Source organism: Janibacter sp. HTCC2649, assembly GCF_000152705.1.
Classification (GTDB): domain Bacteria; phylum Actinomycetota; class Actinomycetes; order Actinomycetales; family Dermatophilaceae; genus Knoellia.
Genome location: NZ_CH672413.1, coordinates 1936022 through 1956424 on the forward strand (window position 1 = coordinate 1936022; position 20403 = coordinate 1956424).

Consider the following 20403-nt stretch of genomic DNA (forward strand, 5'->3'; position numbering starts at 1 on the left):
GTTGCCTCGTGAACCCTCGACCTTGGCGTGACGCGTGGTGGGACGCGCTCTATGGGCCGGACGGGTTCTATCGCCGCGATGAGGGACCTGCGGGGCATTTCACGACCTCGGCGCACGGCGGGCTGGGTGCCGTCCTCGCCGACGTCGTGGGTCGCCTTGCCGACGAAGCCGGCGTATGCCGGGTGGTCGACCTTGCGTGCGGGCGCGGCGAGCTCTTGACGCACCTCCACAGCATTCGGCCCGACCTCGAGCTGGTGGGCGTCGACGTGGTCGAGCGTCCCCCCAGTCTCCCGACATCCGTGGACTGGCTCCGCTCCCCCGGCGGCTCGGCCGTGCCTGATGAGCTGCACGACCTCGACGCCCTCGTCCTCGCGCACGAGTGGCTCGACGTCGTCCCGTGCACGATCGCCGAGGTCGATGCCGACGGAGTCCTGCGAGAGGTCCTCGTCGACGAGGCGGGGACAGAAACGCTCGGCGGCGAGCTCGCGGAGCCCGACCGCGCCTGGGCCGACAGTTGGTGGCCGGCCACGGAGGCAGGCGAACGGGTCGAGATCGGCCTCGGTCGTGACCTGGCGTGGCGAGACCTGTTGTCCCGCAATCGAACTGGCACCACCATCGCCGTGGACTACGGCCACACGAAGGCGACCCGACCCACGGAAGGCTCGCTCACGGCATACCGGGAAGGAGTCCTGACCAATCCGGTCCCGGACGGACAGCGCGACCTCACCGCCCACGTCGCCACCGATTCGCTCGGCGCCGACGAGGTCGTGACGCAGCGTGACCTCTTCCACCGGCTCGGCCTCACGGCCACCACGCCCGACCATGCGAGCGCCAGCACCGACCCCCTCGGCTACGTCCGAGCCCTCGGCCGGACCTCGACGATCGCCGCGCTCACCGACCCACACGGACTCGGCGGGTTCCACTGGGCCGTGACGCGGCATACTCGGGGCCATGCCTGAGCCGACGACCGCACCCACGGGGACTGTGAAGACACAGACCGTCGCCGTCGGCGCCGGTGGGTTCGCGACGGCCGACATGGTGCTCAACATCGGGCCGCAGCACCCGGCCACCCACGGCGTCCTGCGCCTGCGCCTCACGCTCGACGGAGAGCGCATCGTCCACGCGGAGCCGATCATCGGCTACATGCACCGGGGCGCCGAGAAGCTCTTCGAGGTCCGCGACTACCGGCAGATCATCGTGCTCGCCAACCGCCACGACTGGCTCAGCGCGTTCAGCAACGAGCTGGGTGTGGTGCTCGCGGTCGAGGAGATGCTCGGCATGGAGGTGCCCGAGCGCGCGGTGTGGCTGCGGACGATGCTCGCCGAGCTCAACCGCGTCCTCAGCCACTTGATGTTCCTCGGGTCCTACCCGCTGGAGCTCGGCGCGATCACTCCTGTCTTCTATGCATTCCGCGAGCGCGAGGAGCTGCAGGCGGTCATGGAGGAGGCGTCCGGCGGGCGGATGCACTACATGTTCAACCGCGTGGGTGGCCTCAAGGAGGACGTGCCGGCCGGTTGGCTGGGTCGCGTGGACTCCGCGGTCCAGGCCGTCCGCGGTCGCCTGCCCGACCTCGAGTCGATGCTCATCGGCAACGAGATCCTCACCGCCCGCACGCGCGGGGTGGGAGTCCTCGACGCGGCGACCGTTGCGGCCTACGGGGTCTCGGGTCCGATCGCGCGCGCCTCGGGCGTGGACATCGACCTGCGACGTGACCAGCCCTATCTCGCCTATGGCGAGCTGTTCGGTGAGGGCGGTCCAGGTCGTGTCGTCACGCGCCCCGCCGGCGACTGCCTCTCACGGCTCGAGGTGCTGCTCGAGCAGGTGCACGTCAGCCTCGACCTCGTCGAGCACTGCCTGTCGGTGCTCGGCTCGATGGCGCCCGGTCCGGTCAACCAGCGGCTGCCCAAGGTGCTGAAGGTCCCCGAGGGCGAGACCTATGTCGCCACCGAGAACCCGCTCGGCTTCAACGGCTACTTCCTCGTGTCCCGCGGAGAGAAGACGCCGTGGCGCCTCAAGCTGCGGTCGGCGTCGTTCAACAATGTGCAGGTGCTCACCGAATTGCTCCCCGGGACACTGGTTTCCGACATGGTGGCCATCCTCGGCTCGACCTTCTTCGTCGTCGGCGACGTCGACAAGTAGCCCCCACCTCCCTCACTGCCGGTTCGCCGGTCACGGTGCAGGGTCTCGCCCAGGCGGTCAACGGCACACCGAGCTCTGACAACCCGTCGCTGACCAGCACCAATACGGCGAAAGCAGCACCGAAGCAGGGCGGACTCAATATCCTGCCTGCGGGGGCACCGGGGTTTCCGCCCACGCGTATCCACCTTGACCCGCCCGATCCACCTCTCCGACCCTCTCGAAAGTTGGCTTCCATGCCTGCCCTGACGCTGCGCACCCTGGGTGCAGCCACCGCCGCCACTGCCGCCCTGTCGGGCCTGAGCTTCCTGGCCACTGCTCCGGCACACGCCGAGTCCGGTTCGCTCGACTACACGTGCACGGCCACCCTCGTCCCCGCGGACCTTCCCGCGGGCGAGCTGTCCGACACCGCTCGCAAGGCGATCGAGAAGGCCAGGGGTGGCGACACCTCGGCCCTGAAGGCTCTGGAGGCGCTCGCCGACGAGCTCCCGTTCGAGGAGATCCCCGACCTTGCGGTCACGGCGGTCTTCGACTCCGCCATCGGCGACGACGCGGTCGTTCCCGTCGGGTCCACGGTCGAGTTGTCCCCGTTGACCACGACCATCACCTTCCCGGCCGCGACGGTCACGGCGGCCCTCGCCGACATCGACCTCCCGACCGCACAGGCCTTGGCGCTTCTCGACGCCGGCATCGAGGAAGACGGTCAGAGCCGCGAGGCCATCTTCGACTTCGACAAGTTCGGCGGCGGGGATGGCAGCTTCACCGCGACGGGCACGGGTGAGGCGGAGTCGTTCAAGGCCGCAAAGGCTGGCGCCTACACCTACGCGGCGGGCGACCTCCTGGCGTTCGTCGGCGATCCAGAGGGTCCGTTCACCTCCTTCGAGTGCACCCCTGCCGAGGACCAGGACCTGACCATCGACCAGGTGACTGCCCAGGCTGCCACGACGACCCCCACCCCGACACCCTCCGGACCCGTTCGGCCGGACGTCGTGCAGACCGACGCGGCTCAGCCCACTTCGCCGACCTGGCTGCCGCTCGCCGCCGCTGGCGCCGGTTCGATCCTCATCCTGGGTGCCGCTTCCCAGGTCGCCCGTCGTCGTGGCACTCGCCGCTGACCGACGGCGGCTGATCGCGGCAGTTGCGGCCGTCGCCGCCGTTGTCGCCCTGGTCGTCTGGGGCCTGGCCTCTCGTGGTGACTCTCAGGAGCTGCCGCAGAGCCAGGCCCCGGCCGCCACCACCTCACCCCACGTCTCAACGCCGAGCGCGACGCCCTCACTGACCGTGAGCAGCAGTCCCACGGCGACACCCACCACCGCGCGGCAGAGCGCACCGCCTGCCTTCGGCCCGTCCACGGTGAAACCGCAAGGCGAACCCCAGCGGGTCGTCGTCGTCAGCACGAGTGGCAAGACCCTGGTCGACGCCAACCTCGTCCCCAGCCGCCTCGACTCCAAGGGCGTGCTCGCCCCGCCGTTCGGTGTCGCCGGCTGGTACGCCGAGAAGGGATGGGCCAAGCCGGGCTGGCCCGGCGCCTCGATCCTGGCCGGCCACATCAACCGCCGCTCCCCCAAGCTCCAGCTCGACACCTTCGGCCACCTCACGAAGGTCAGGACCGGCGACAGGATCACCGTGATCTACACGTCCGGGCAGACCGTGACCTTCACCGCCACCAGGTCCCAGGCCCTGTCGAAGAAGGCCGTCCCCGCCGACGACTCCATCTGGGACGCGAGCAATCCCGCTCCCCTCCTGCGACTCATCACCTGCGACCCCGACACCCCGGTCCAGGGCGGGCACTACAAGGGCAACTGGGTCGTCTGGGCGTCCCTCGCCTGACGTCTCCTACCGCGCCACGTGCAGCTCTAGTCGTCACTCGGCGGGTCGACGCGGCACCAGTGCTGTCCCACCAGCCCGGCAATGCACAGCACGGCAGCCGAGCCCACGAGGATGGCCAGCCGCCACGTGCGGTCGGCATTGGCCACGAGCGAGAGGTCACTCAGTGCGACGGCCAGCTGACCGGCATACCAACCAGCGGCAGCAGCGCCAGTGAGGGTGGCCGCCTGGGCGAGCACGACGACGCGCGCAGCGCGCAACGGATCGAGCCGCCGCGTGGAACGACCAGTGAGATAGGCACGCACGGGCCAGGCGAAGCCGACGACAAAGGCTGCCATGCCCGCGAGCAGCACTGCGGCGAGCCACGACGGGCGCGGGACGAGGTTGCCGTCGCCGGTGACGAGGTGCCACAACAGCCACGACGCGAGCCCGACGACGAGGGCCACGACGACCGCCGACCGAGCGCGGACGCCGTGCCCGGTCACCACCCGTCCTCCAACAGGTCGACGTCGGGTCCGAGGGTGACGCCAGCCGTGCCGACCTCGGCCACGAGCTCAGCGACCCGACGCACCTCACCGTCGACACGCAGCGTCGCCTCGGAGTCGGCATCGGCCCACGGGACGAGAACGAATCCGCGCTCATGGGCTCGCGGGTGCGGCAGCGTCAGCGCCTCGGTCTCGAGGCGCACGTCGGTGTCGAAGACGGGGTCGCCGTACTGGATGAGGTCGAGGTCGAGCGTGCGCGGCCCCCACCGCTCCTTGCGGACCCGACCGTTGTCGAGCTCGATGTCCTGCATCGTGCGCAGCAACCGCTGGGGAGACATGGACGTCGTTCCGACGACAACAGCGTTGAGGTATGCCGCCTGGGCCGGTCCGCCCACGGGTGCGGTTTCGTAGACGCGCGAGGCACCCTTGAGCTCCAGGGCGAGCCAGAGCGAACCGACGGCGTTCTGGATGGTCTCGACCGACTCACCGAGGTTGGATCCGATGGCGATGACGACCGGCGTCTCGCGCAGCCGCTCGACGCTGACGGCCACGTCCGTGAACGGATGGCCGACGGGCGCCTGGGGCTTGTGCACGGTCACGACGACGGCCTCGACGAGAGGGCGGGTGAGGACCTTGGCGGCGATGCGGTCAGCCAGGGCCTCGATGAGGTCGAGCGACTCCCCGGCGATGAGGTCGACGATGTCACCAGCGACCTCGGCGTAGTTGACCGTGTCGATGAGGTCGTCGCTCGTGCCAGCCGGCGCGAGGTCGACCTCCATCTCCACGTCGACGACAAAGGTCTGGCCGTCACGCTTCTCGAAGTCGAGGACGCCGTGAAAACCCTTGGCCGAGATGCCCTTGAGAGAGATCCGATCGCTCATGCCGTCTCCTCGTCGTGGGGTTCGCGCAGCGCGTCGGCCACGTCGAGCGCCTGGATGGTGGCGGCCACGTCGTGGACGCGCACGGCCCACGCGCCGTGCCGTGCAGCGTGGAACGACGTCACCGCCGTGGTGAGGTCTCGCTCCGAGGGCGGGCTGGGCTGCGCACCCTCGGGTCGGCCGAGCCGCCCGAGGAAGGCCTTGCGCGACGTGCCCACGAGGAGGGGGTGGCCCAGCACGACGAGTGCGTCGAGCCGGCGGAGCAGTGCCCAGTTGTGCGCAGCGTTCTTGGCGAACCCGAAACCCGGGTCAAGGATGATGTTCTCGGCCCGAACTCCGCTCTCCTGCAACGCTTCCACGCGCGCGGTCAACTCGGAGCACACGTCGGTGACGACGTCGTCATAGACCGCACGCGACTGCATGTCGGTGCTGTGTCCGCGCCAGTGCATGGCGATGAAGGGTATGCCGGCCTGCGCCACGAGCGCTGCCATCTCACCGTCGGCGAGGCCTCCGCTGACGTCGTTGACGAGGGCTGCCCCGGCGTCGATGGCCGCAGAGGCGACGGATGCGCGCATCGTGTCGATCGAGATGACCACACCCTCGGCTGCGAGAGCCTGGACGACGGGGACGACCCGGCGCAGCTCCTCCTCGACCGCAGGACGCTCGGCTCCCGGCCGGGTGGACTCCCCACCGACGTCGATGAGATCGGCGCCAGCAGCGATGAGCTCACGCCCGTGAGCAATCGCCGCCTCCGGCTCGAACCACTCCCCACCATCGCTGAATGAGTCGGGGGTGACGTTGACGACCCCCATGACTAGGGGACGCGGACCGGCGACGAGCGAGATCACCGCTTGCCGCCGAGCAGGAGCGACATCGCCTCTGCCCGGGTGGCGGGGTCGCGCAACTGGCCTCGGACGGCCGACGTGATGGTGCGGGAGCCGGGCTTGTGCACGCCCCGCATGGACATGCAGAGGTGCTCGGCCTCGATGACGACGATGACACCCTGAACGCCCAGGTGCTCGACGAGCGCGTCCGCCACCTGCGTGGTGATGCGCTCCTGCACCTGGGGGCGGCGGGCGAAGACGTCGACGAGACGGGCCAGCTTGGACAGGCCGGTCACGGTGCCGTCGGGCGCCGGGATGTAGCCGACGTGGGCGACGCCGTGGAAGGGCAGCAGGTGATGCTCGCACGTCGAGAAGATCTCGATGTCGCGCACGATGATGAGCTCTTCGTGGTCGATCGAGAATCGCGCGGACAGGACGTCGCTCGGGTCCTGGGACAGGCCGGCATACAACTGGGTTGCGGCGCGCGCGACGCGATCGGGAGTGTCACGCAGACCTTCGCGATCGGGGTCCTCCCCGATCGCGAAGAGCAGTTCGCGCACGGCTGCCCGGGCGCGCTCGTGGTCGACCTGCCGTGCGGGCACGCTGTCGACCTCGTCGCGGGTGTCAGGCGTCTCGGGTGCGTCGACCGGAGCCGACCCGGGCTCAGTGCCCTTCGGGGTCGACACGCTGGCCCTCGGGAACCTCGATCACCTGAGTCGTCGGGTGCTCCTCCCCGACAGCAGTTGCCGGGTGCGCACCTTCGGTGGCGGCCTTGTCGATCGCGGCCGTGGTCGACGGGTCGCCCTCGTTGACCCGGGCGCCGGCGGGAGCGCCGGACGCGTCGTGGCCGTTGAGTGCGGCCTGCTCGGCAGGCGTCATCACGGGCGGCTGGTGGGAGATGCCGCGGTGCTCGCTCGAGAGCCACGTCGGACGCACGGGGCGCTTGACGATGCCATCGAAGTGGACGGCGAGCTCCTTCTGGTTCAGGGTCTCCTGGTCGAGGAGATCGAGGACGAGCCGGTCGAGCAGGTCGCGGTTGTCATTGATCGCGTGCCACGCCTCGTCGTGCGCGGCCTCGATGAGCGAACGCACCTCTTCGTCGACGATGCCGGCGATCTTCTCGGAGTAGTCACGCTGGTGGCCCAGGTCGCGACCGAGGAAGACCTCACCCTGCGACTGGCCGAGCTTGATGGCGCCGACGCGCTCGCTCATGCCGTACTCGGTGACCATCTTGCGGGCCATCGCGGTGGCCTTCTCGATGTCGTTGGCGGCGCCGGTCGTCGGGTCGTGGAAGATGATCTCTTCCGCGACGCGGCCACCGAGGGCGTAGGCGAGCTGGTCGAGGATCTCGTTGCGCGACGTGGAGTACTTGTCGTCGAGCGGCATGACCATCGTGTAGCCGAGGGCGCGACCGCGCGGCAGGATCGTCACCTTGGTGACGGGGTCGGTGTTGTTCATCGCCGAGGCGACGAGCGCGTGGCCACCCTCGTGGTAGGCCGTGATCTTGCGTTCCTTGGCCGACATGATCCGCGTCTTCTTCTGCGGACCGGCGATGACGCGGTCGATGGCCTCGTCGAGGGTGAAGTCGTCGATGAGCTTCTTGTCCGTGCGGGCCGTGAGGAGCGCGGCCTCGTTGAGGACGTTGGCGAGGTCGGCACCGGTGAAGCCGGGGGTGCGTCGGGCGACGGCGAGCAGGTCGACACCGGGAGCCATCGGCTTGCCCTGCGAGTGGACCTCGAGGATGCGGTGGCGACCGAGCATGTCCGGGGCCTCGACGGCGATCTGGCGGTCGAAGCGTCCCGGGCGCAGCAGGGCTGGGTCGAGGATGTCGGGGCGGTTGGTCGCCGCGATGAGGATGACGTTGGTCTTGACGTCGAAGCCGTCCATCTCGACGAGCAGCTGGTTGAGTGTCTGCTCGCGCTCGTCGTGACCGCCACCCATTCCGGCGCCACGGTGGCGACCGACGGCGTCGATCTCGTCGACGAAGACGATGGCGGGCGCGTTGGCCTTGGCCTGTTCGAAGAGGTCACGGACACGCGAGGCACCGACACCGACGAACATCTCGACGAAGTCCGAACCGGAGATCGAGTAGAACGGCACCCCGGCCTCGCCGGCGACGGCGCGCGCGAGGAGGGTCTTGCCGGTTCCGGGAGGGCCATAGAGGAGGACGCCCTTGGGGATCTTGGCTCCGACGGCGAGGAACTTGGCCGGGTCGGAGAGGAACTCCTTGATCTCGTAGAGCTCCTGCACCGCCTCGTCCGCGCCGGCGACGTCGTCGAAGGTGACCTTGGGCGTGTCCTTGGTGGCGAGCTTGGCCTTGGACTTGCCGAACTGCATGACGCGGGAGCCGCCGCCCTGGGCCTGGCTCATCATGAACCAGAAGAGTCCGACGAGCAGCAGGATCGGGAAGATGCTGATGAAGATCGTGAAGAAGGGGTTCTGGGACTCGCGCTTGTCGTTGTAGCCGTTGGTCGGCTCGTTGGCCGAGACCAGCGCGACGAGGGACTCCGCACGAGCGTCGACGAACTCGGCCTGCACCTTGTCGGCGTCGGTGATGTTGGCGCTCTTGTCGGAGTACGCCGCGTCCTTCTTGAGGTCGAGCTTGAGGACGTTGTCACTGGTGAGCTCGGCCTTGTCGACCTTCTTCTCGGTGATGAGCTTCTCGGCCTTCGCGGTGTCGATCGTCGCGTAGCCTCCGTCACCCCCGAGCGAGAACATCACCACGGTGATGGCGATGACGGCAAGGACCCAGAACAACGGGGTCTTGAACACGCGCTTGGCATCCATGAAATGTGAATGGGGCCAGTGGCCCCACGTCCTCCTGATCAGCGAAATCACCGTGCGCGCTCGGGCGGCACAGGTCTGGGTGCACACGCTACCCGTCTTCAAGGCTGGCTCCACGGGGCGTGTCCGCTCGGGACAACGACCGGCGTATGCCGCGTGTTCCGCGATGCCTTCGCGCTCAGCTGCGGTGGTGGGCCAGAAAGTCGCCGATCGCGGCCCGCGGGTTGTCGCGCAGCTCGGCTCCGTGGGTGAAGGCGGCAGTCGTGTAGTCGAGGGTCGTCAGGCGCTCGGCCGTCTGCATGGTCATGACGAAGTTGGTGCAGAACGCCTTGACCGGCCACCGGAGCCCACGCACGTTGAAGATCGAGTCGCCGGTGATGAGGACGCCGCTGTCGCGGTGAAGGTATGCCGCGTGGCCGGGTGAGTGCCCGGGAGTGTGGACCACCTCGAGGCCACCGGCAACGGGCACGATCTGGCCGTCGACGAACGTCTCGCCGACCTCGATCGGCTCGAAGGCCTGGCGGCCACCCATGAGCCGGTTGGCGAGGGCGCCGATCCGCAGGGTGTCGTCGCGCGGTGGCGACTGACCGCTGCGGGCGAACTCGGCGTCGTCCTCGTGGATGCCGAACGGCTTGCCGGTCTCGCGCTGGACGTGGGCGGCACCGCCGGCATGGTCGGGGTGCGCGTGGGTGAGCAGGAGGCGCGTCACGTCGCTCGGGCCGGAGCCGATGGCGGCGAGCGCTGCAACGACCTTGGGGCCGTGGGACTTCAGGCCCATGTCGACCAAGGTCACCTGGCCGTCGTCGTCGCGGAAGATGAACCCGTTGATGAAGTCGCGCAGCAAACGAATGCGCCACACACCGGGAGCGAGCTCGACGACCAGGTCCGTGGCCATGTCAGGGCGCCTTCGCCGTCAGCTGTAGACGTGCGGGGCGAGGGTGCCGACCTGGCGGAGGCCGCGGTACTGCTCGGCGTAGTCGAGGCCGTAGCCGACGACGAACTCGTTGGGGATGTCGAACCCGACCCACTTGACGTCGACCTCGACCTTGGCGGCCTCGGGCTTGCGCAGCAGGGTGACGATCTCGACGGAGGCCGGCTTGCGGGACTCGAGGTTGGCCTTGATCCACGAGAGGGTCAGGCCGGAGTCGACGATGTCCTCGACGATGAGGACGTGCTTGCCGGAGATGTCGGCGTCGAGGTCCTTGAGGATGCGGACGACGCCGGAGCTCTTGGTGCCCGACCCATAGGACGAGACCGCCATCCAGTCGACGGGAGCGGTCATCGGCAGGGCGCGCATGAGGTCGGCCATGACCATCACCGCTCCCTTGAGGACGCCGACGAGGAGCAGGTCCTTGCCGGCATACTCCTTGGCGATCTCCTGCGCGAGCTCGCCGAGCTTGGCCTGGATCTCGTCCTCGGTGATGAGGACCCGCTCGAGGTCGGCCCCCATGTGGGCAGCGTCCACGGTGCACTCCCTGGTTGTGTCGTTCCTGGGTCAAACCGGTTGGTCGCGTCCTAGTCAACCGGACGCGACCAACCGGAGGACACCCGGGGATCACCCGGATGTCACCTCGGCCACCGCCGACGTGTCCCCTGCGATCACGCGGGGGCGGCGTCCGAGGAGGACCAGGGTCCCGATCAGGCCGATCGCGATCATCAGCGCTCCACCCACTTGGACGAAGGTAAGCAGCGCTACCAGCTCCTCACGTGTCCGCTCGATCGCCCTGCGCACCGAGATCCAGGCGCCGCACTCCCCCGAGGCCGACGCCTTCGTCACCGCCTGCACGCAGGCGCCGAACTGATCCCGATCGGCTGAACGACCCGCGCGACGCGTGCCTGGCCCTAGAGTGCGAAACAGACCCCGGAAACGGGCACATCCACGAGAGGCCCTTCCCATGAGCGAGCTCAACGTCGTCGCGACCATCCCCGTGAAGCCCGAGCACGTCGAGGCGATGCGTGGTCCGCTGAACCAGCTCGCCGAGGCCACCCGGCGGGAAGAGGGATGCGTGGCCTACGACCTCTACGAATCGGCCGCAGCTCCCGGGGTCTTCGTCACTGTTGAGCGATGGACGGGCCAGGACGCACTGGATGCCCACATGAAGACGCCTCACGTTGCGGCGGCCTTTGCCGCGGCCGGCGATGCGCTCGCCGGCGAGGTGGCCATCCACCCGCTGACCCCCGTCGAGGGCTGACCGCACGCACCGGGGCTCGGCCCTCAGGCCTCAGGCGAGGTGGATGCGACCGTCGGTCCGCGACACGCGCAAGGGGCCCGGGACGTGGGCCGCGCCCTGTCCGCGCCAGTCGACCACCAAGCTGTCACACGCGTCGGTATGCCGGGTGCTCACCTGCCCGGCCGGCGCACCGGCCGCGATGAGGAGCCTTCGCCACACGCGGCTGCGCACCGCCCGAGGCAGCGCGGCCAGCTGGGTGACCTCCCATGGCCCAGGGCCCAGCGCCGCAACTGCATCGTCGGCCAACGAGTCGAGGAAGTCGGCGTCCTCACGGAGCTGATCGGCCGAACGCCCCAGTGCTGCAACGATTCCCGGCCCGAGGTCAGCCTCGAGGTCGGCGACGGCCCGGCGTGCGCGCACCCGCGTGAAGGCTGCGTCATCGTTCATCGGGTCGTCCCACCACTCAACGCCTTCGGCCTTGAGCGACTCGCGGCACTCGGCCCGCGTCACCCCCAACAGGGGCCGTCGATAGATCCCGCGCACCGACGCCATTCCGGCCAAGGACCGCGCGCCCGAGCCTCGGACGAGCCCCAGCAGCACCTGCTCGGCCTGGTCCTCGAGCGTGTGGCCCACGACGACCACAGCGGCACCGAGCCGGTCGGCGACACCGGACAACGCGGCATACCGGGCATCTCGGGCCGCAGACTCGAGTCCGGAACCGTTGTCCACCACCGCAACTCGTTCCACGACGACCGGACCCAGCCCCAGGTCTCGCAGGCGACCAGCAGCCCGCGCTGCCACGTCGGCGGACCCTGCCTGCAGCCCGTGGTCGACGACCACGGCACCTGCCGACCACGACGCCCGCCGAGCCTCGTGGGCCACCGCCTCGGCCAGCGCCATCGAGTCCCCGCCCCCGCTGCACGCCACGAGGACGACAGCGTCAGGTGCAATGTCCGCCAGAGATGAGCGGACGGCATACCGGACCTTCGCCGTCGACGGGTGCGGACCACTCACGGGACAGGCCAGCTCAGCCGTGCACGCGCGTGACCCAGGCCGCCGGATCGGTGATCTCGAGCGGCTTGGGCAGAGTGTCGGGCGAGGTCCAGATCGCGTTGAAGCCCTCGACGCCGACCTTCTCCTGCACACCACGAACGAACGCCGCGCCGTCCTTGTACTGCCGCATCTTGGCCTCGAGCCCGAGCAGGCGGCGCAGCATCTTGTCGACCGCCCCGGCACCCTTGCGGCGCTCGGTGAACTTTGCGCGGATCTGCGCGACCGACGGGATGTGGGCCGGGCCCACGTCATCCATGACGACGTCGGCGTGACCCTCGAGGAGCGACATGACCGCGGTGAGCTCGGCGAGCTTGGCGCGCTGCTCGGGCGTCGTCACGAGGTCGGTGAGACCACCGGAGCCGCTGCTGAAGAGCTCGGGGAGCTTCTCGGTGAGGCGCTTGGCCAGCTCTTGGACGCGCTCGGGGTCGGGCGCCATGTCGGTCGCGAGCTGGCGGGCCTCGGCGATCATGTGGTCACGCAGCCACGGCACGGCGGTGAACTGCACGCGGTGCGTCTCCTCGTGCATGCAGACCCACGCGCGGAAGTCCTCGGCGTCGACACCGAGCTCGCGCTGGGTCTGGACGAGGTTGGGCGCCACGAGCAACAGGGAGGGAGTGCCGCCGGGCGCGAGGTCGTACTGACCCAGCACCTTGCTCGACATGAACGCGAGCAGCGCACCGGCCTCGGCCCCCGTGACCTTGCCGCCGATGGCCGCGCCGACACCGCTGGGCGCACCGCCGCGCTTGCTCACGATCTGCTCGAAGGCCGGCTCCAGCATGGCGCTCATCGAGTCGGCGTTCATCGCGATCCAGGTCGGGCGGTCGACGACGAGGGCCTCGGGGGCGCTGTCAGGAGTGGAGAGGCGTGAGGTCTCGGCGACCGGCCCGTGCGCCCGGCGGGCGGCCGCGTGGATGGCTCCCACCTCGGCTGCGGCCTCGTCGGCCGACACCGCCGGACCCGCAGCGACCAGGGTCCGGCCCGTGGTCTTGGCGAACTCCCAGTCGACGTAACTGTTGCTCACGTGCCCTCCTAGGTGCAGCCGCACAGAGTCAGTGCGGTGACGAACCGGTCCAACGCCGCACGTGCACCGAGCGTTCCCGATGAGGGTGGCACACGGTCGGCGAGGACGACGAACGTCAGCAGGCGCCCATCGGCGTCGACGGTCGTGCCGGCCAGGCTCGAGATGCCCTTGAGCGTGCCGGTCTTCGCCCGGGGTATGCCGGCCACACCCTTGGTCTGCTTGTTTCGGTAGCGATCCGAGAGGCTTCCGCTCAGGCCCGAGACGGGCAGGGTGGCGATGGCCCGGCGCAGCTCGGGGAGCTTGCCGGTCGTGGCCAGGGTGAGGACGTCCGACAGCGCCGTGGCGGTGACGGTCTGGCCCGGCGAGAGCCCACTCACGTCGAGGAGCTTGAGCCCGGCAGTGGGCACACCGGCCTCCGCGAGGGACTTCACGACGAACTGCGGCGGGGCCAAGGGCGCCGCGGGCGACTGACCGTCGGCGACCATCGCCTGGCGGACGAGGTTCTCGGTGAGGGCGTTGTCACTGTGGAGGAGTGCGGTCTCGAGGTGCTCGCCATAGGTCGCCGATTCGACGGCTCCGAGCTCGGTGGCACTGGCCGGCGCGGCCGTGCCGTGGCCAGACAGCGGAAGCACGGTCGTGGCGTGGCCCCGGGCCGTGAGTGCCTTGGCCAGGGCTGAGGCCACACCGGCTTCGGGCACCCGTGGCGCCGCTCTGCCTCCACCGGCTCGCTGGGACACGAGGTCGAGCATCGACACGGACTGGCTGAAGCCAGCGGCGATGTCCTCCTTCTTCCACGTCGCGGGGTAGCGCGGGCCAGCGGCATACGTCGCGTCGATCCGCAGGGTCACTGCTCCGGCGGATCGGTCGGTCAGGGACTGGGCCACCTGATCGGCCAGAGTCGCGATACCGGCGCGGCCCTCGACCGCAGTGGGATTCGAGGCGCCCCCGCCAAGCAGGGTGTCGCCGCCTGCGACGAGGACGATCTGGTTGGGGGTGTCGCCGGTGACGACCTTCGTCGTCATGCGGGCGTCGAGGTCGACGTGCTGCGTCACCGCCAGCGTGCTGAGGAGCTTGAGCGTCGACGCCGGGGCACGAGCAACGTTGGGCTGCACGGCATACAGCTCGGTGCCCGTCAGGCCGTCGCGCACGCTGATGCCCACGCTGGGACCCAGCCAGGGGTCCTTGCTGAGGGCTCCGATGGCCTTGGTCAGACCGGCTGCCGTGGGCACCGCGGCCGCGACCGCGGAGGGAGGGGCGGACGCACCCGACGCTGTCGGGCTCGGCAGCGCAGCCCACGTCGGGGACGCCGAGGAGGAGCCGGTCGGTGTCGGCGGGTCGACCGGCGCACCGTCGTACGTCAGGATGCCGGGAGCGATGTCCACGACGTCGGCGGCGGCATACCCGACACCGCCGACCAAGAGGCACGTGACCCCCGCCACAACAGCCCGTCGCATCCGACCCCTTTTCCTGCAGCACCCGATCCATGCGGGACAATGATCCCGAGCGTAGGTCATTGATACCCATCCGAAAGAAGGCCACCACCGTGGAGTTCGACGTCACCATCGAGATCCCCAAGGGTCAGCGCAACAAGTACGAGGTGGACCACGAGACCGGACGCATCCGCCTCGACCGGATGCTGTTCACCTCGATGGCCTACCCGTCGGACTACGGCTACATCGAGAACACCCTCGGTGAGGACAGCGACCCGCTGGATGCCCTGGTCCTGCTCGATGAGCCCACGTTCCCCGGTTGCCTCGTGAGCGCCCGCCCGATCGGCATGTTCCACATGCGCGATGAGGCCGGCGGCGACGACAAGATCCTGTGCATCCCCGCGGGCGACCCGCGCAAGGCGCACATCAGGGAGCTCGAGGACATCAGCGAGTTCGACCGCCTCGAGATCCAGCACTTCTTCGAGACCTACAAGGACCTCGAGCCCGGCAAGTCCGTCGAAGGCGCCCACTGGGCCGGCCGCGAGGACGCCGAGCGGACCATCAACGAGGCCGTCCAGCGCGCCAAGGATGCCGGCATGTCCACGGCCCGTTGGCGTATGCCGGAGGGTCACGACGCTGACGACCACGCAGCTTCCGCTGCGCGCACCGAAGAGGAGCACGCGGCAGCCCGGGCCAAGGCCAAGGAGGAGCTCGCCACCAAGGAGAGGCCCCTCAGCGACTCTCCTTCCTGATCCCTCCAGCAGTCACTTCCGGGCCGCCAGCGATGTTCGCTGGTGGCCCGTGTCGTCGAAGTTGCCGGGGGCGAGCCAGGCCTCGTGGGCGGTTCGCACGCGCGGCCACTCGCCGTCCGTGATCGAGAACCAGTCGGTGTCGCGGTTGCGGCCCTGCGTGACCATGTGGTTGCGGAACTGCCCCTCGTAGGTGAACCCCAGCCGCAGTGCCGCCCGCCGCGACGGCTCGTTGAGGCTGTCGCACTTCCACTCGAAGCGGCGATAACCGAGGTCGTCGAAGGCGTAGCGCATCATCAGGTGGATCGCCTCGGTGGCCCCACGAGTGCGCTGCAGGCTCCGGGCATAGAGGACACCCGCGACCTCGACCTGCCCGGTCTGCGGGTCGATCCGGTAGAACGACGCGATCCCGCTCGCAAGGCCAGCCCGCTCACCCTCCAAGGGGATCAGGGCAAAGGTCAGGTTGGGCGAGTCCAGGACGTCGGCGAGGTGCATCCACAACGTGGCGAGCGACGTCGGCTTCGGGATCGGCCGGTAGGTCCAGAGCGAGTCGTCCTCCGGGCCGCACACGGCAGCGAAGAGATCGGCATAGTGCACCGAGTCGAGGGGAACGATGCGGACGTAGTCGCCCTCCAGGGTCACCAACTCAGGAGCCGGCCGCCCCTCCCACCCGGGCACGACGTCTCCGACGGACTGACCAAAGCTGTTGAGTTCCGGCACGCGCCGAGGCTATCCGAGCGGCCGTTCGAGCAGTGCCGCCATCCCGCGTTCGCACGACCGCATCATCGCGCCGTGGTCCAGTCGCGACGGAACTGCCAGAGCCGGGTCATGACCTGAAGTCTCGTCCCAGGGTTCACCCGGGCGGCGCAGTGCGTTCACCCGACTTCGGTTGAGTGGGTCGTCTGCCACTCCACCCCTGAGGAGATCTGCCATGCAACGCCTTGCGTATGCCGTCCTGCCCGCGACCGTGGTCGCGCTCACTGCCGCTGTGCTCGCCCCGTCCGGCGCCGTCGCCGACCCGGCTCCCGCCAAGAAGGACCATTTCGCCGTCATCGGTGACGTGCCCTACGGCGCCGACCAGATCGCCCGGTTCCCCGCGTGGGTGCAGGAGATCAACGCCGCGAACCCGGAGTTCACCGTCCACGTCGGTGACATCAAGAACGGCTCGACGGTCTGCTCGGACGCCTACATCACGAGCATCCGCACGGTCTTCGACACCTTCGCCAACCCGCTCGTCTACACCCCGGGCGACAACGAGTGGACCGACTGCCACCGCGCCAACAACGGCAGCTACGACCCCCTCGACCGGCTGGCGTTCGTGAAGTCGACGTTCTACCCGACGCCCGGTCAGACGCTCGGCGAGACGACCCGCAAGGTCACGGCCGACACGTCCGCGGGCTACCCGGAGAACGTCCGCTGGCGCGAGGACCGCGTCTCGCTGGCGGCCGTGCACGTCGTCGGCAGCAACGACGGAACCCTCCCCTGGACCGGCGCCACTTCTGCGAACGCCGCCCAGCTTGCCGAGGAGTCCGCCCGGATGCGGAGCGTCCTGGCGACCGTGCGCGAGGCCTTCGCCGATGCCCGCCGTCGCCAGGACCGCGCCGTCGCGATCTTCCTGCAGGCCGACATGTTCGACCCGACCTACTCGCCCACGCTCGCGGAGGACTCGGCGTTCGCGCCGCTCGTCCAGCTGCTCATCGACGAGTCGTCTGCCTTTGCCGGTGAGACCTACCTCTTCAACGGCGACAGCCACGTCTACAACGACGACCACCCGCTCGCGGCGGGCTCAAAGTGGCTGTCGCTGTATGGAGTTCGAGGCTCGAGCAATCTGACGCGGGTCACCGTCGACGGCTCGGACAACAACAAGGACTGGCTCGAGGTCACCGTCGGTCGCGACAAGGACGAGCCGGTGCTCAGCTGGACGCGCGTGCCCTACGTGCACTGATCCTCAGGAGTTCAGGAGGCGTGCGTCGCCAAGTCCTCGCGCAGTGCCGCGAGGGTCTTGGCGATGTTGCGCTTCTGGAACGACGCGAAGGTGCGACCACCCGTGAGCCTGCTGTCGACCGCGTTGGCGACGACATCCGGCCAGTGGCGCCGAGCGTCGCTCCAGGTCTCGGTGACCTTGGTGCCGTCCGTGGTGGCCTCGAAGGTGTACTCCCAGCGCGCGATCGCGATCCTGAGCAGTGGCGACTTCAGGCCCCAGCCGACGACGTCGAACATGAAGCGCTCCCCCGGCTCGGCTGCAACGACCTTGCAACGCGTCTGCCACCGGGCGCCACCGCGCTTGTTGGCGCCGACGAAGACATCGCCGGCCGTGAGGCTCCCCAGACTGCCGCGCTCGACCTCGGCACCGGTGTTCTCCGGGCTCCACCGCGCCATTTGCGACGGGTCACTCACCTGCGCGTAGACCTCGGCCGGGGTGACTCCTGCAATGACGACCGAGTCGCTGACCTTCATCTCACGTGCCATCGTCCGAGCCTACGTGCCGCGCGAGGGCGCACTGACCCACTGCACCTGGTCGTCGAGGTGCCGGACAGCCGCTGCGCCTACCGGCTCACGTAGAGCTGGAAACCCGGGTGGTCGGTCCAGTCCAGGCTCATCACGCGGGTGCTCGAGAACGCGAACCCGTTGGAGGCGATGAAGTGCTGGACGGAGCCGTCGCCCTTGCGGTACATCCCGGACGGCACGTAGGTCTGCGCGTTGGGTGACCCGCCATAGGTCATGTTCCAGTCGCCGCCGAGGATGGCAACACCGCCGCTGTTGTAGCTCGCCATGATCGACTTCATCTGCTCCGCCTGACTCGTGCGAGCGGTGCCGCTGGTGGCGAGGTGGGTCACGCAGACTCGGAAGGCCCCCGAGGCACACGACAGCGTTCGCTTCTCCACCGTGGAGTTCTGGGCCGTGTAGGTGTGGCGCACGACAGAGGTCGCGGTCACACCCGGGCGGAACAGCACCGCGTTGCCGTAGGCATAGCCGTTGGTGCACTTCTGGGTGCCCGACTGGGTGAACTGGCCGCGGTAGCCGGCACTGTTCGCGATCGCGGTGATGTCGTTCGAGCAGGACTCGTTGAGCGTGACGGCATAGGGCGTTCGCGCCTTGATGAGCGCGATCGTCCCGGCCTGGGCTCGACCCGTGAAGCACGAGGCCAGGCCCGAGTTGCACATGTTGATCTGCAGCACGCTGTAGGCGGTCGCAGCATGCGCCGTCGTCGGCAGCACGACGACGGCGCTCGCCCCCACGAGCAGTCCGACGAAGAGCCTGATGAGCGAGCGCACCGTATGCGATGGGGTGTTCATGGATCGAGGCTAGGGATGCGACTCGGATCCCGCCACCGAATCAGGGAAGCCGGGTTGCTCTGGACGGCCGCGCTGGTGCTGCTGACCCTGGACTCACTCGAGCCCAGCTGGGCCGCTGGCCGCGCACTCCGGCCACTTGGACGATGCGAAGTGGTGAGCCTGCCGTGGGTAGGGTCGGCGCGTCCGTCGGCGAGGTCGCCGGCCGTCATCGCCACGAATGGAACCCCCGCATGAGCACCGCCCTGTCCCACGCCCCTGAGCCGACCGTGCGTGCGGCCCTGCGTTCTCCCAAGCTCTTGCGCACCGAGGTCCTGGCCGGCCTTGTCGTGGCCCTGGCCCTCATCCCCGAGGCCATCTCGTTCTCGATCATCGCTGGAGTCGACCCGCGCGTCGGGCTCTTCGCGTCGTTCACGATGGCCGTGTCGATCGCGTTCCTCGGTGGCCGACCGGCGATGATCTCGGCCGCCACCGGCGCAGTCGCACTCGTCGTGGCGCCGGTGGTGCGCGAACACGGACTCGACTACCTCATCGCAACCGTGCTGCTCGGCGGCACCCTGCAGGTCATCCTCGGCCTCGCAGGTGTGGCACGGCTGATGCGCTTCATCCCTCGGTCGGTCATGGTGGGCTTCGTCAACGCCTTGGCGATCCTCATCTTCCTTGCGCAGCTCCCCCACCTGGTCGACGTGCCGTGGCTCGTCTACCCGATGATCGCGGTGGGCATCGCGCTCATCGTCGGCCTCCCGAGGATCACCTCCGTCATCCCTGCCCCACTCGTCGCCATCGTCGCGCTGACTGCCTTCACGTTGGTGGCGTCGATCAGCGTGCCGAACGTCGGAGACGAAGGAGAACTGCCGGACAGCCTCCCGTCGCTCGTCATTCCCGACGTGCCCTTCACCGTCGAGACCCTGCGGATCATCGCCCCCTATGCCCTGGCCATGGCCCTTGTCGGCCTCCTTGAGTCGTTGCTGACGGCCAAGCTCGTCGACGACATCACCGACACGCACTCCGACAAGACACGCGAGGCCTGGGGCCAGGGCCTGGCCAATGTCGTCACCGGCGCCTTCGGCGGCATGGGCGGCTGCGCCATGATCGGCCAGACGATGATCAACGTGAAGGCCTCCGGTGCTCGGACACGGATCTCGACCTTCCTCGCCGGCACGTTCCTGCTCATCCTCGTCGTCGGGTTCGGCGACGTCGTTGCACTCATTCCGATGGCTGCCCTCGTGTCAGTGATGATCATGGTGTCCGTCGGCACGTTCGACTGGCACAGCATCCGTCCGGCCACCCTCCGGCGCATGCCCAAGTCCGAGACGTCCGTCATGCTCGCGACCGTCGCCGTCACCGTCGCCACCCACAACCTCGCCATCGGGGTTGCCGTCGGAGTCCTCGTGGCCATGACCCTCTTCGCACGCCGGGTCGCGCACCTGACCGAGACCGGCCGCGAGCTCACCGAGGACGGGCAAAGCGCACTGGCGGTCTACCGCGTCACTGGCGAGCTGTTCTTCGCCTCCAGCAACGACCTCTACACGCAGTTCGAGTACGCCGACGACCCCGACCGCGTGGTCATCGACCTGAGCGGGTCACACATCTGGGATGCGTCCACCGTCGCGGCACTCGATGCCATCACGACGAAGTACGGCCGGAAGGGCAAGACGGTGGAGATCGTCGGCCTCAACGAGGCCAGCGCCGCGCGCCACCAGCGGCTCACCGGCGAGCTGACCTCACACTGAGGACCCCGCCCGGCAGGGA

At 69.0% G+C, this 20403-nt stretch carries 22 protein-coding genes; 8 read left to right on the plus strand and 14 right to left on the minus strand.

Annotation, left to right across the window (positions count from 1 at the left end):
• The first annotated feature begins 8 nt into the window (after nucleotides 1-8).
• From JNB_RS09280 to JNB_RS20415, 4 genes are all read left to right on the plus strand, one after another.
• Nucleotides 9-959: an SAM-dependent methyltransferase gene (locus JNB_RS09280; RefSeq protein WP_009776188.1), complete on the plus strand. Its 951-nt coding sequence runs from the start codon at nucleotides 9-11 to the stop codon at nucleotides 957-959.
• Complete coding sequence (locus JNB_RS09285) at nucleotides 952-2139, plus strand: NADH-quinone oxidoreductase subunit D (RefSeq protein WP_009776189.1); 1188 nt, start codon at nucleotides 952-954, stop codon at nucleotides 2137-2139. The genes JNB_RS09280 and JNB_RS09285 overlap by 8 nt, the downstream gene beginning before the upstream one ends.
• Nucleotides 2140-2372: 233 nt before the next feature.
• Entirely contained in the window at nucleotides 2373-3251 is an 879-nt protein-coding gene (locus JNB_RS21500) for a hypothetical protein (protein ID WP_009776190.1), read from the plus strand.
• Nucleotides 3208-3966, plus strand: coding sequence for a class F sortase (locus tag JNB_RS20415; protein ID WP_237700635.1), 759 nt, complete (start codon nucleotides 3208-3210; stop codon nucleotides 3964-3966). The genes JNB_RS21500 and JNB_RS20415 overlap by 44 nt, the downstream gene beginning before the upstream one ends.
• Before the next feature lie 26 nt (nucleotides 3967-3992).
• Here JNB_RS20415 and JNB_RS09300 read toward each other — a convergent pair whose 3' ends face one another.
• The 8 genes from JNB_RS09300 to JNB_RS09335 all read right to left on the minus strand — a co-directional run bounded on the left by JNB_RS09300 (nucleotide 3993) and on the right by JNB_RS09335 (nucleotide 10711).
• Nucleotides 3993-4448: a DUF3180 domain-containing protein gene (locus tag JNB_RS09300; RefSeq protein WP_050766595.1), complete on the minus strand. Its 456-nt coding sequence runs from the start codon at nucleotides 4446-4448 to the stop codon at nucleotides 3993-3995.
• Nucleotides 4445-5329, minus strand: coding sequence for a 2-amino-4-hydroxy-6-hydroxymethyldihydropteridine diphosphokinase (gene folK, locus JNB_RS09305; protein ID WP_009776193.1), 885 nt, complete (start codon nucleotides 5327-5329; stop codon nucleotides 4445-4447). The genes JNB_RS09300 and folK overlap by 4 nt, the downstream gene beginning before the upstream one ends.
• The gene (folP, locus tag JNB_RS09310; protein ID WP_009776194.1) at nucleotides 5326-6174 is read right to left on the minus strand and encodes a dihydropteroate synthase; all 849 of its coding nucleotides are present in this window, start codon (nucleotides 6172-6174) and stop codon (nucleotides 5326-5328) included. Before folP ends, folK begins: the two co-directional genes overlap by 4 nt.
• Nucleotides 6171-6752, minus strand: a complete 582-nt coding sequence (gene folE / locus JNB_RS09315) for a GTP cyclohydrolase I FolE (RefSeq protein WP_040884507.1) — start codon at nucleotides 6750-6752, stop codon at nucleotides 6171-6173. Before folE ends, folP begins: the two co-directional genes overlap by 4 nt.
• Before the next feature lie 61 nt (nucleotides 6753-6813).
• Nucleotides 6814-8937, minus strand: a complete 2124-nt coding sequence (gene ftsH, locus JNB_RS09320) for an ATP-dependent zinc metalloprotease FtsH (protein ID WP_009776196.1) — start codon at nucleotides 8935-8937, stop codon at nucleotides 6814-6816.
• Nucleotides 8938-9112: 175 nt separating this feature from the next.
• The gene (locus JNB_RS09325) at nucleotides 9113-9829 is read right to left on the minus strand and encodes an MBL fold metallo-hydrolase (protein ID WP_009776197.1); all 717 of its coding nucleotides are present in this window, start codon (nucleotides 9827-9829) and stop codon (nucleotides 9113-9115) included.
• A gap of 18 nt (nucleotides 9830-9847) precedes the next feature.
• Complete coding sequence (gene hpt, locus JNB_RS09330) at nucleotides 9848-10384, minus strand: hypoxanthine phosphoribosyltransferase (protein ID WP_202795266.1); 537 nt, start codon at nucleotides 10382-10384, stop codon at nucleotides 9848-9850.
• A gap of 105 nt (nucleotides 10385-10489) precedes the next feature.
• Nucleotides 10490-10711, minus strand: coding sequence for a hypothetical protein (locus JNB_RS09335; protein ID WP_148232365.1), 222 nt, complete (start codon nucleotides 10709-10711; stop codon nucleotides 10490-10492).
• 118 nt (nucleotides 10712-10829) lie between these two features.
• Here JNB_RS09335 and JNB_RS09340 point away from each other — a divergent pair, with 118 nt between their 5' ends.
• Entirely contained in the window at nucleotides 10830-11126 is a 297-nt protein-coding gene (locus JNB_RS09340; protein WP_009776200.1) for a putative quinol monooxygenase, read from the plus strand.
• A gap of 30 nt (nucleotides 11127-11156) precedes the next feature.
• Here the strand turns inward: JNB_RS09340 and tilS are convergent, their stop codons facing one another.
• The 3 genes from tilS to JNB_RS09355 are packed head-to-tail and all read right to left on the minus strand — an operon-like array spanning nucleotide 11157 to nucleotide 14633.
• Nucleotides 11157-12119, minus strand: a complete 963-nt coding sequence (gene tilS / locus JNB_RS09345; protein WP_009776201.1) for a tRNA lysidine(34) synthetase TilS — start codon at nucleotides 12117-12119, stop codon at nucleotides 11157-11159.
• A gap of 13 nt (nucleotides 12120-12132) precedes the next feature.
• Nucleotides 12133-13179, minus strand: a complete 1047-nt coding sequence (locus tag JNB_RS09350) for a zinc-dependent metalloprotease (RefSeq protein WP_009776202.1) — start codon at nucleotides 13177-13179, stop codon at nucleotides 12133-12135.
• A gap of 8 nt (nucleotides 13180-13187) precedes the next feature.
• On the minus strand, nucleotides 13188-14633 hold the full coding sequence (locus tag JNB_RS09355; protein ID WP_040883676.1) for a D-alanyl-D-alanine carboxypeptidase/D-alanyl-D-alanine-endopeptidase: 1446 nt from the start codon (nucleotides 14631-14633) through the stop codon (nucleotides 13188-13190).
• An 89-nt stretch (nucleotides 14634-14722) separates the two neighbouring features.
• On the opposite strand from JNB_RS09355, the gene JNB_RS09360 reads away from it, so the two are divergent.
• Nucleotides 14723-15361 (plus strand): inorganic diphosphatase, encoded by a 639-nt coding sequence (locus JNB_RS09360; protein WP_009776204.1) that lies wholly within the window; start codon nucleotides 14723-14725, stop codon nucleotides 15359-15361.
• A gap of 12 nt (nucleotides 15362-15373) precedes the next feature.
• On the opposite strand, the gene JNB_RS09365 is transcribed toward JNB_RS09360, so the two are convergent.
• The gene (locus JNB_RS09365; protein WP_009776205.1) at nucleotides 15374-16078 is read right to left on the minus strand and encodes a GNAT family N-acetyltransferase; all 705 of its coding nucleotides are present in this window, start codon (nucleotides 16076-16078) and stop codon (nucleotides 15374-15376) included.
• Between the two features lie 211 nt (nucleotides 16079-16289).
• Here JNB_RS09365 and JNB_RS09370 point away from each other — a divergent pair, with 211 nt between their 5' ends.
• Nucleotides 16290-17303 carry a metallophosphoesterase gene (locus JNB_RS09370; protein ID WP_009776206.1) on the plus strand — a complete coding sequence of 338 codons (1014 nt, stop codon included), beginning with the start codon at nucleotides 16290-16292 and terminating at the stop codon, nucleotides 17301-17303.
• 11 nt (nucleotides 17304-17314) lie between these two features.
• Here JNB_RS09370 and JNB_RS09375 read toward each other — a convergent pair whose 3' ends face one another.
• A complete protein-coding gene (locus tag JNB_RS09375; RefSeq protein WP_009776207.1) occupies nucleotides 17315-17827 on the minus strand; it encodes an SRPBCC family protein in 513 nt (170 codons plus the stop codon).
• A 77-nt stretch (nucleotides 17828-17904) separates the two neighbouring features.
• Entirely contained in the window at nucleotides 17905-18654 is a 750-nt protein-coding gene (locus JNB_RS09380; RefSeq protein ID WP_148232366.1) for an endonuclease/exonuclease/phosphatase family protein, read from the minus strand.
• A 230-nt stretch (nucleotides 18655-18884) separates the two neighbouring features.
• Between JNB_RS09380 and JNB_RS09385 the strand changes: the two genes are divergently transcribed.
• Nucleotides 18885-20384, plus strand: a complete 1500-nt coding sequence (locus tag JNB_RS09385) for a SulP family inorganic anion transporter (protein ID WP_009776209.1) — start codon at nucleotides 18885-18887, stop codon at nucleotides 20382-20384.
• The last annotated feature ends 19 nt before the right edge of the window (nucleotides 20385-20403 follow it).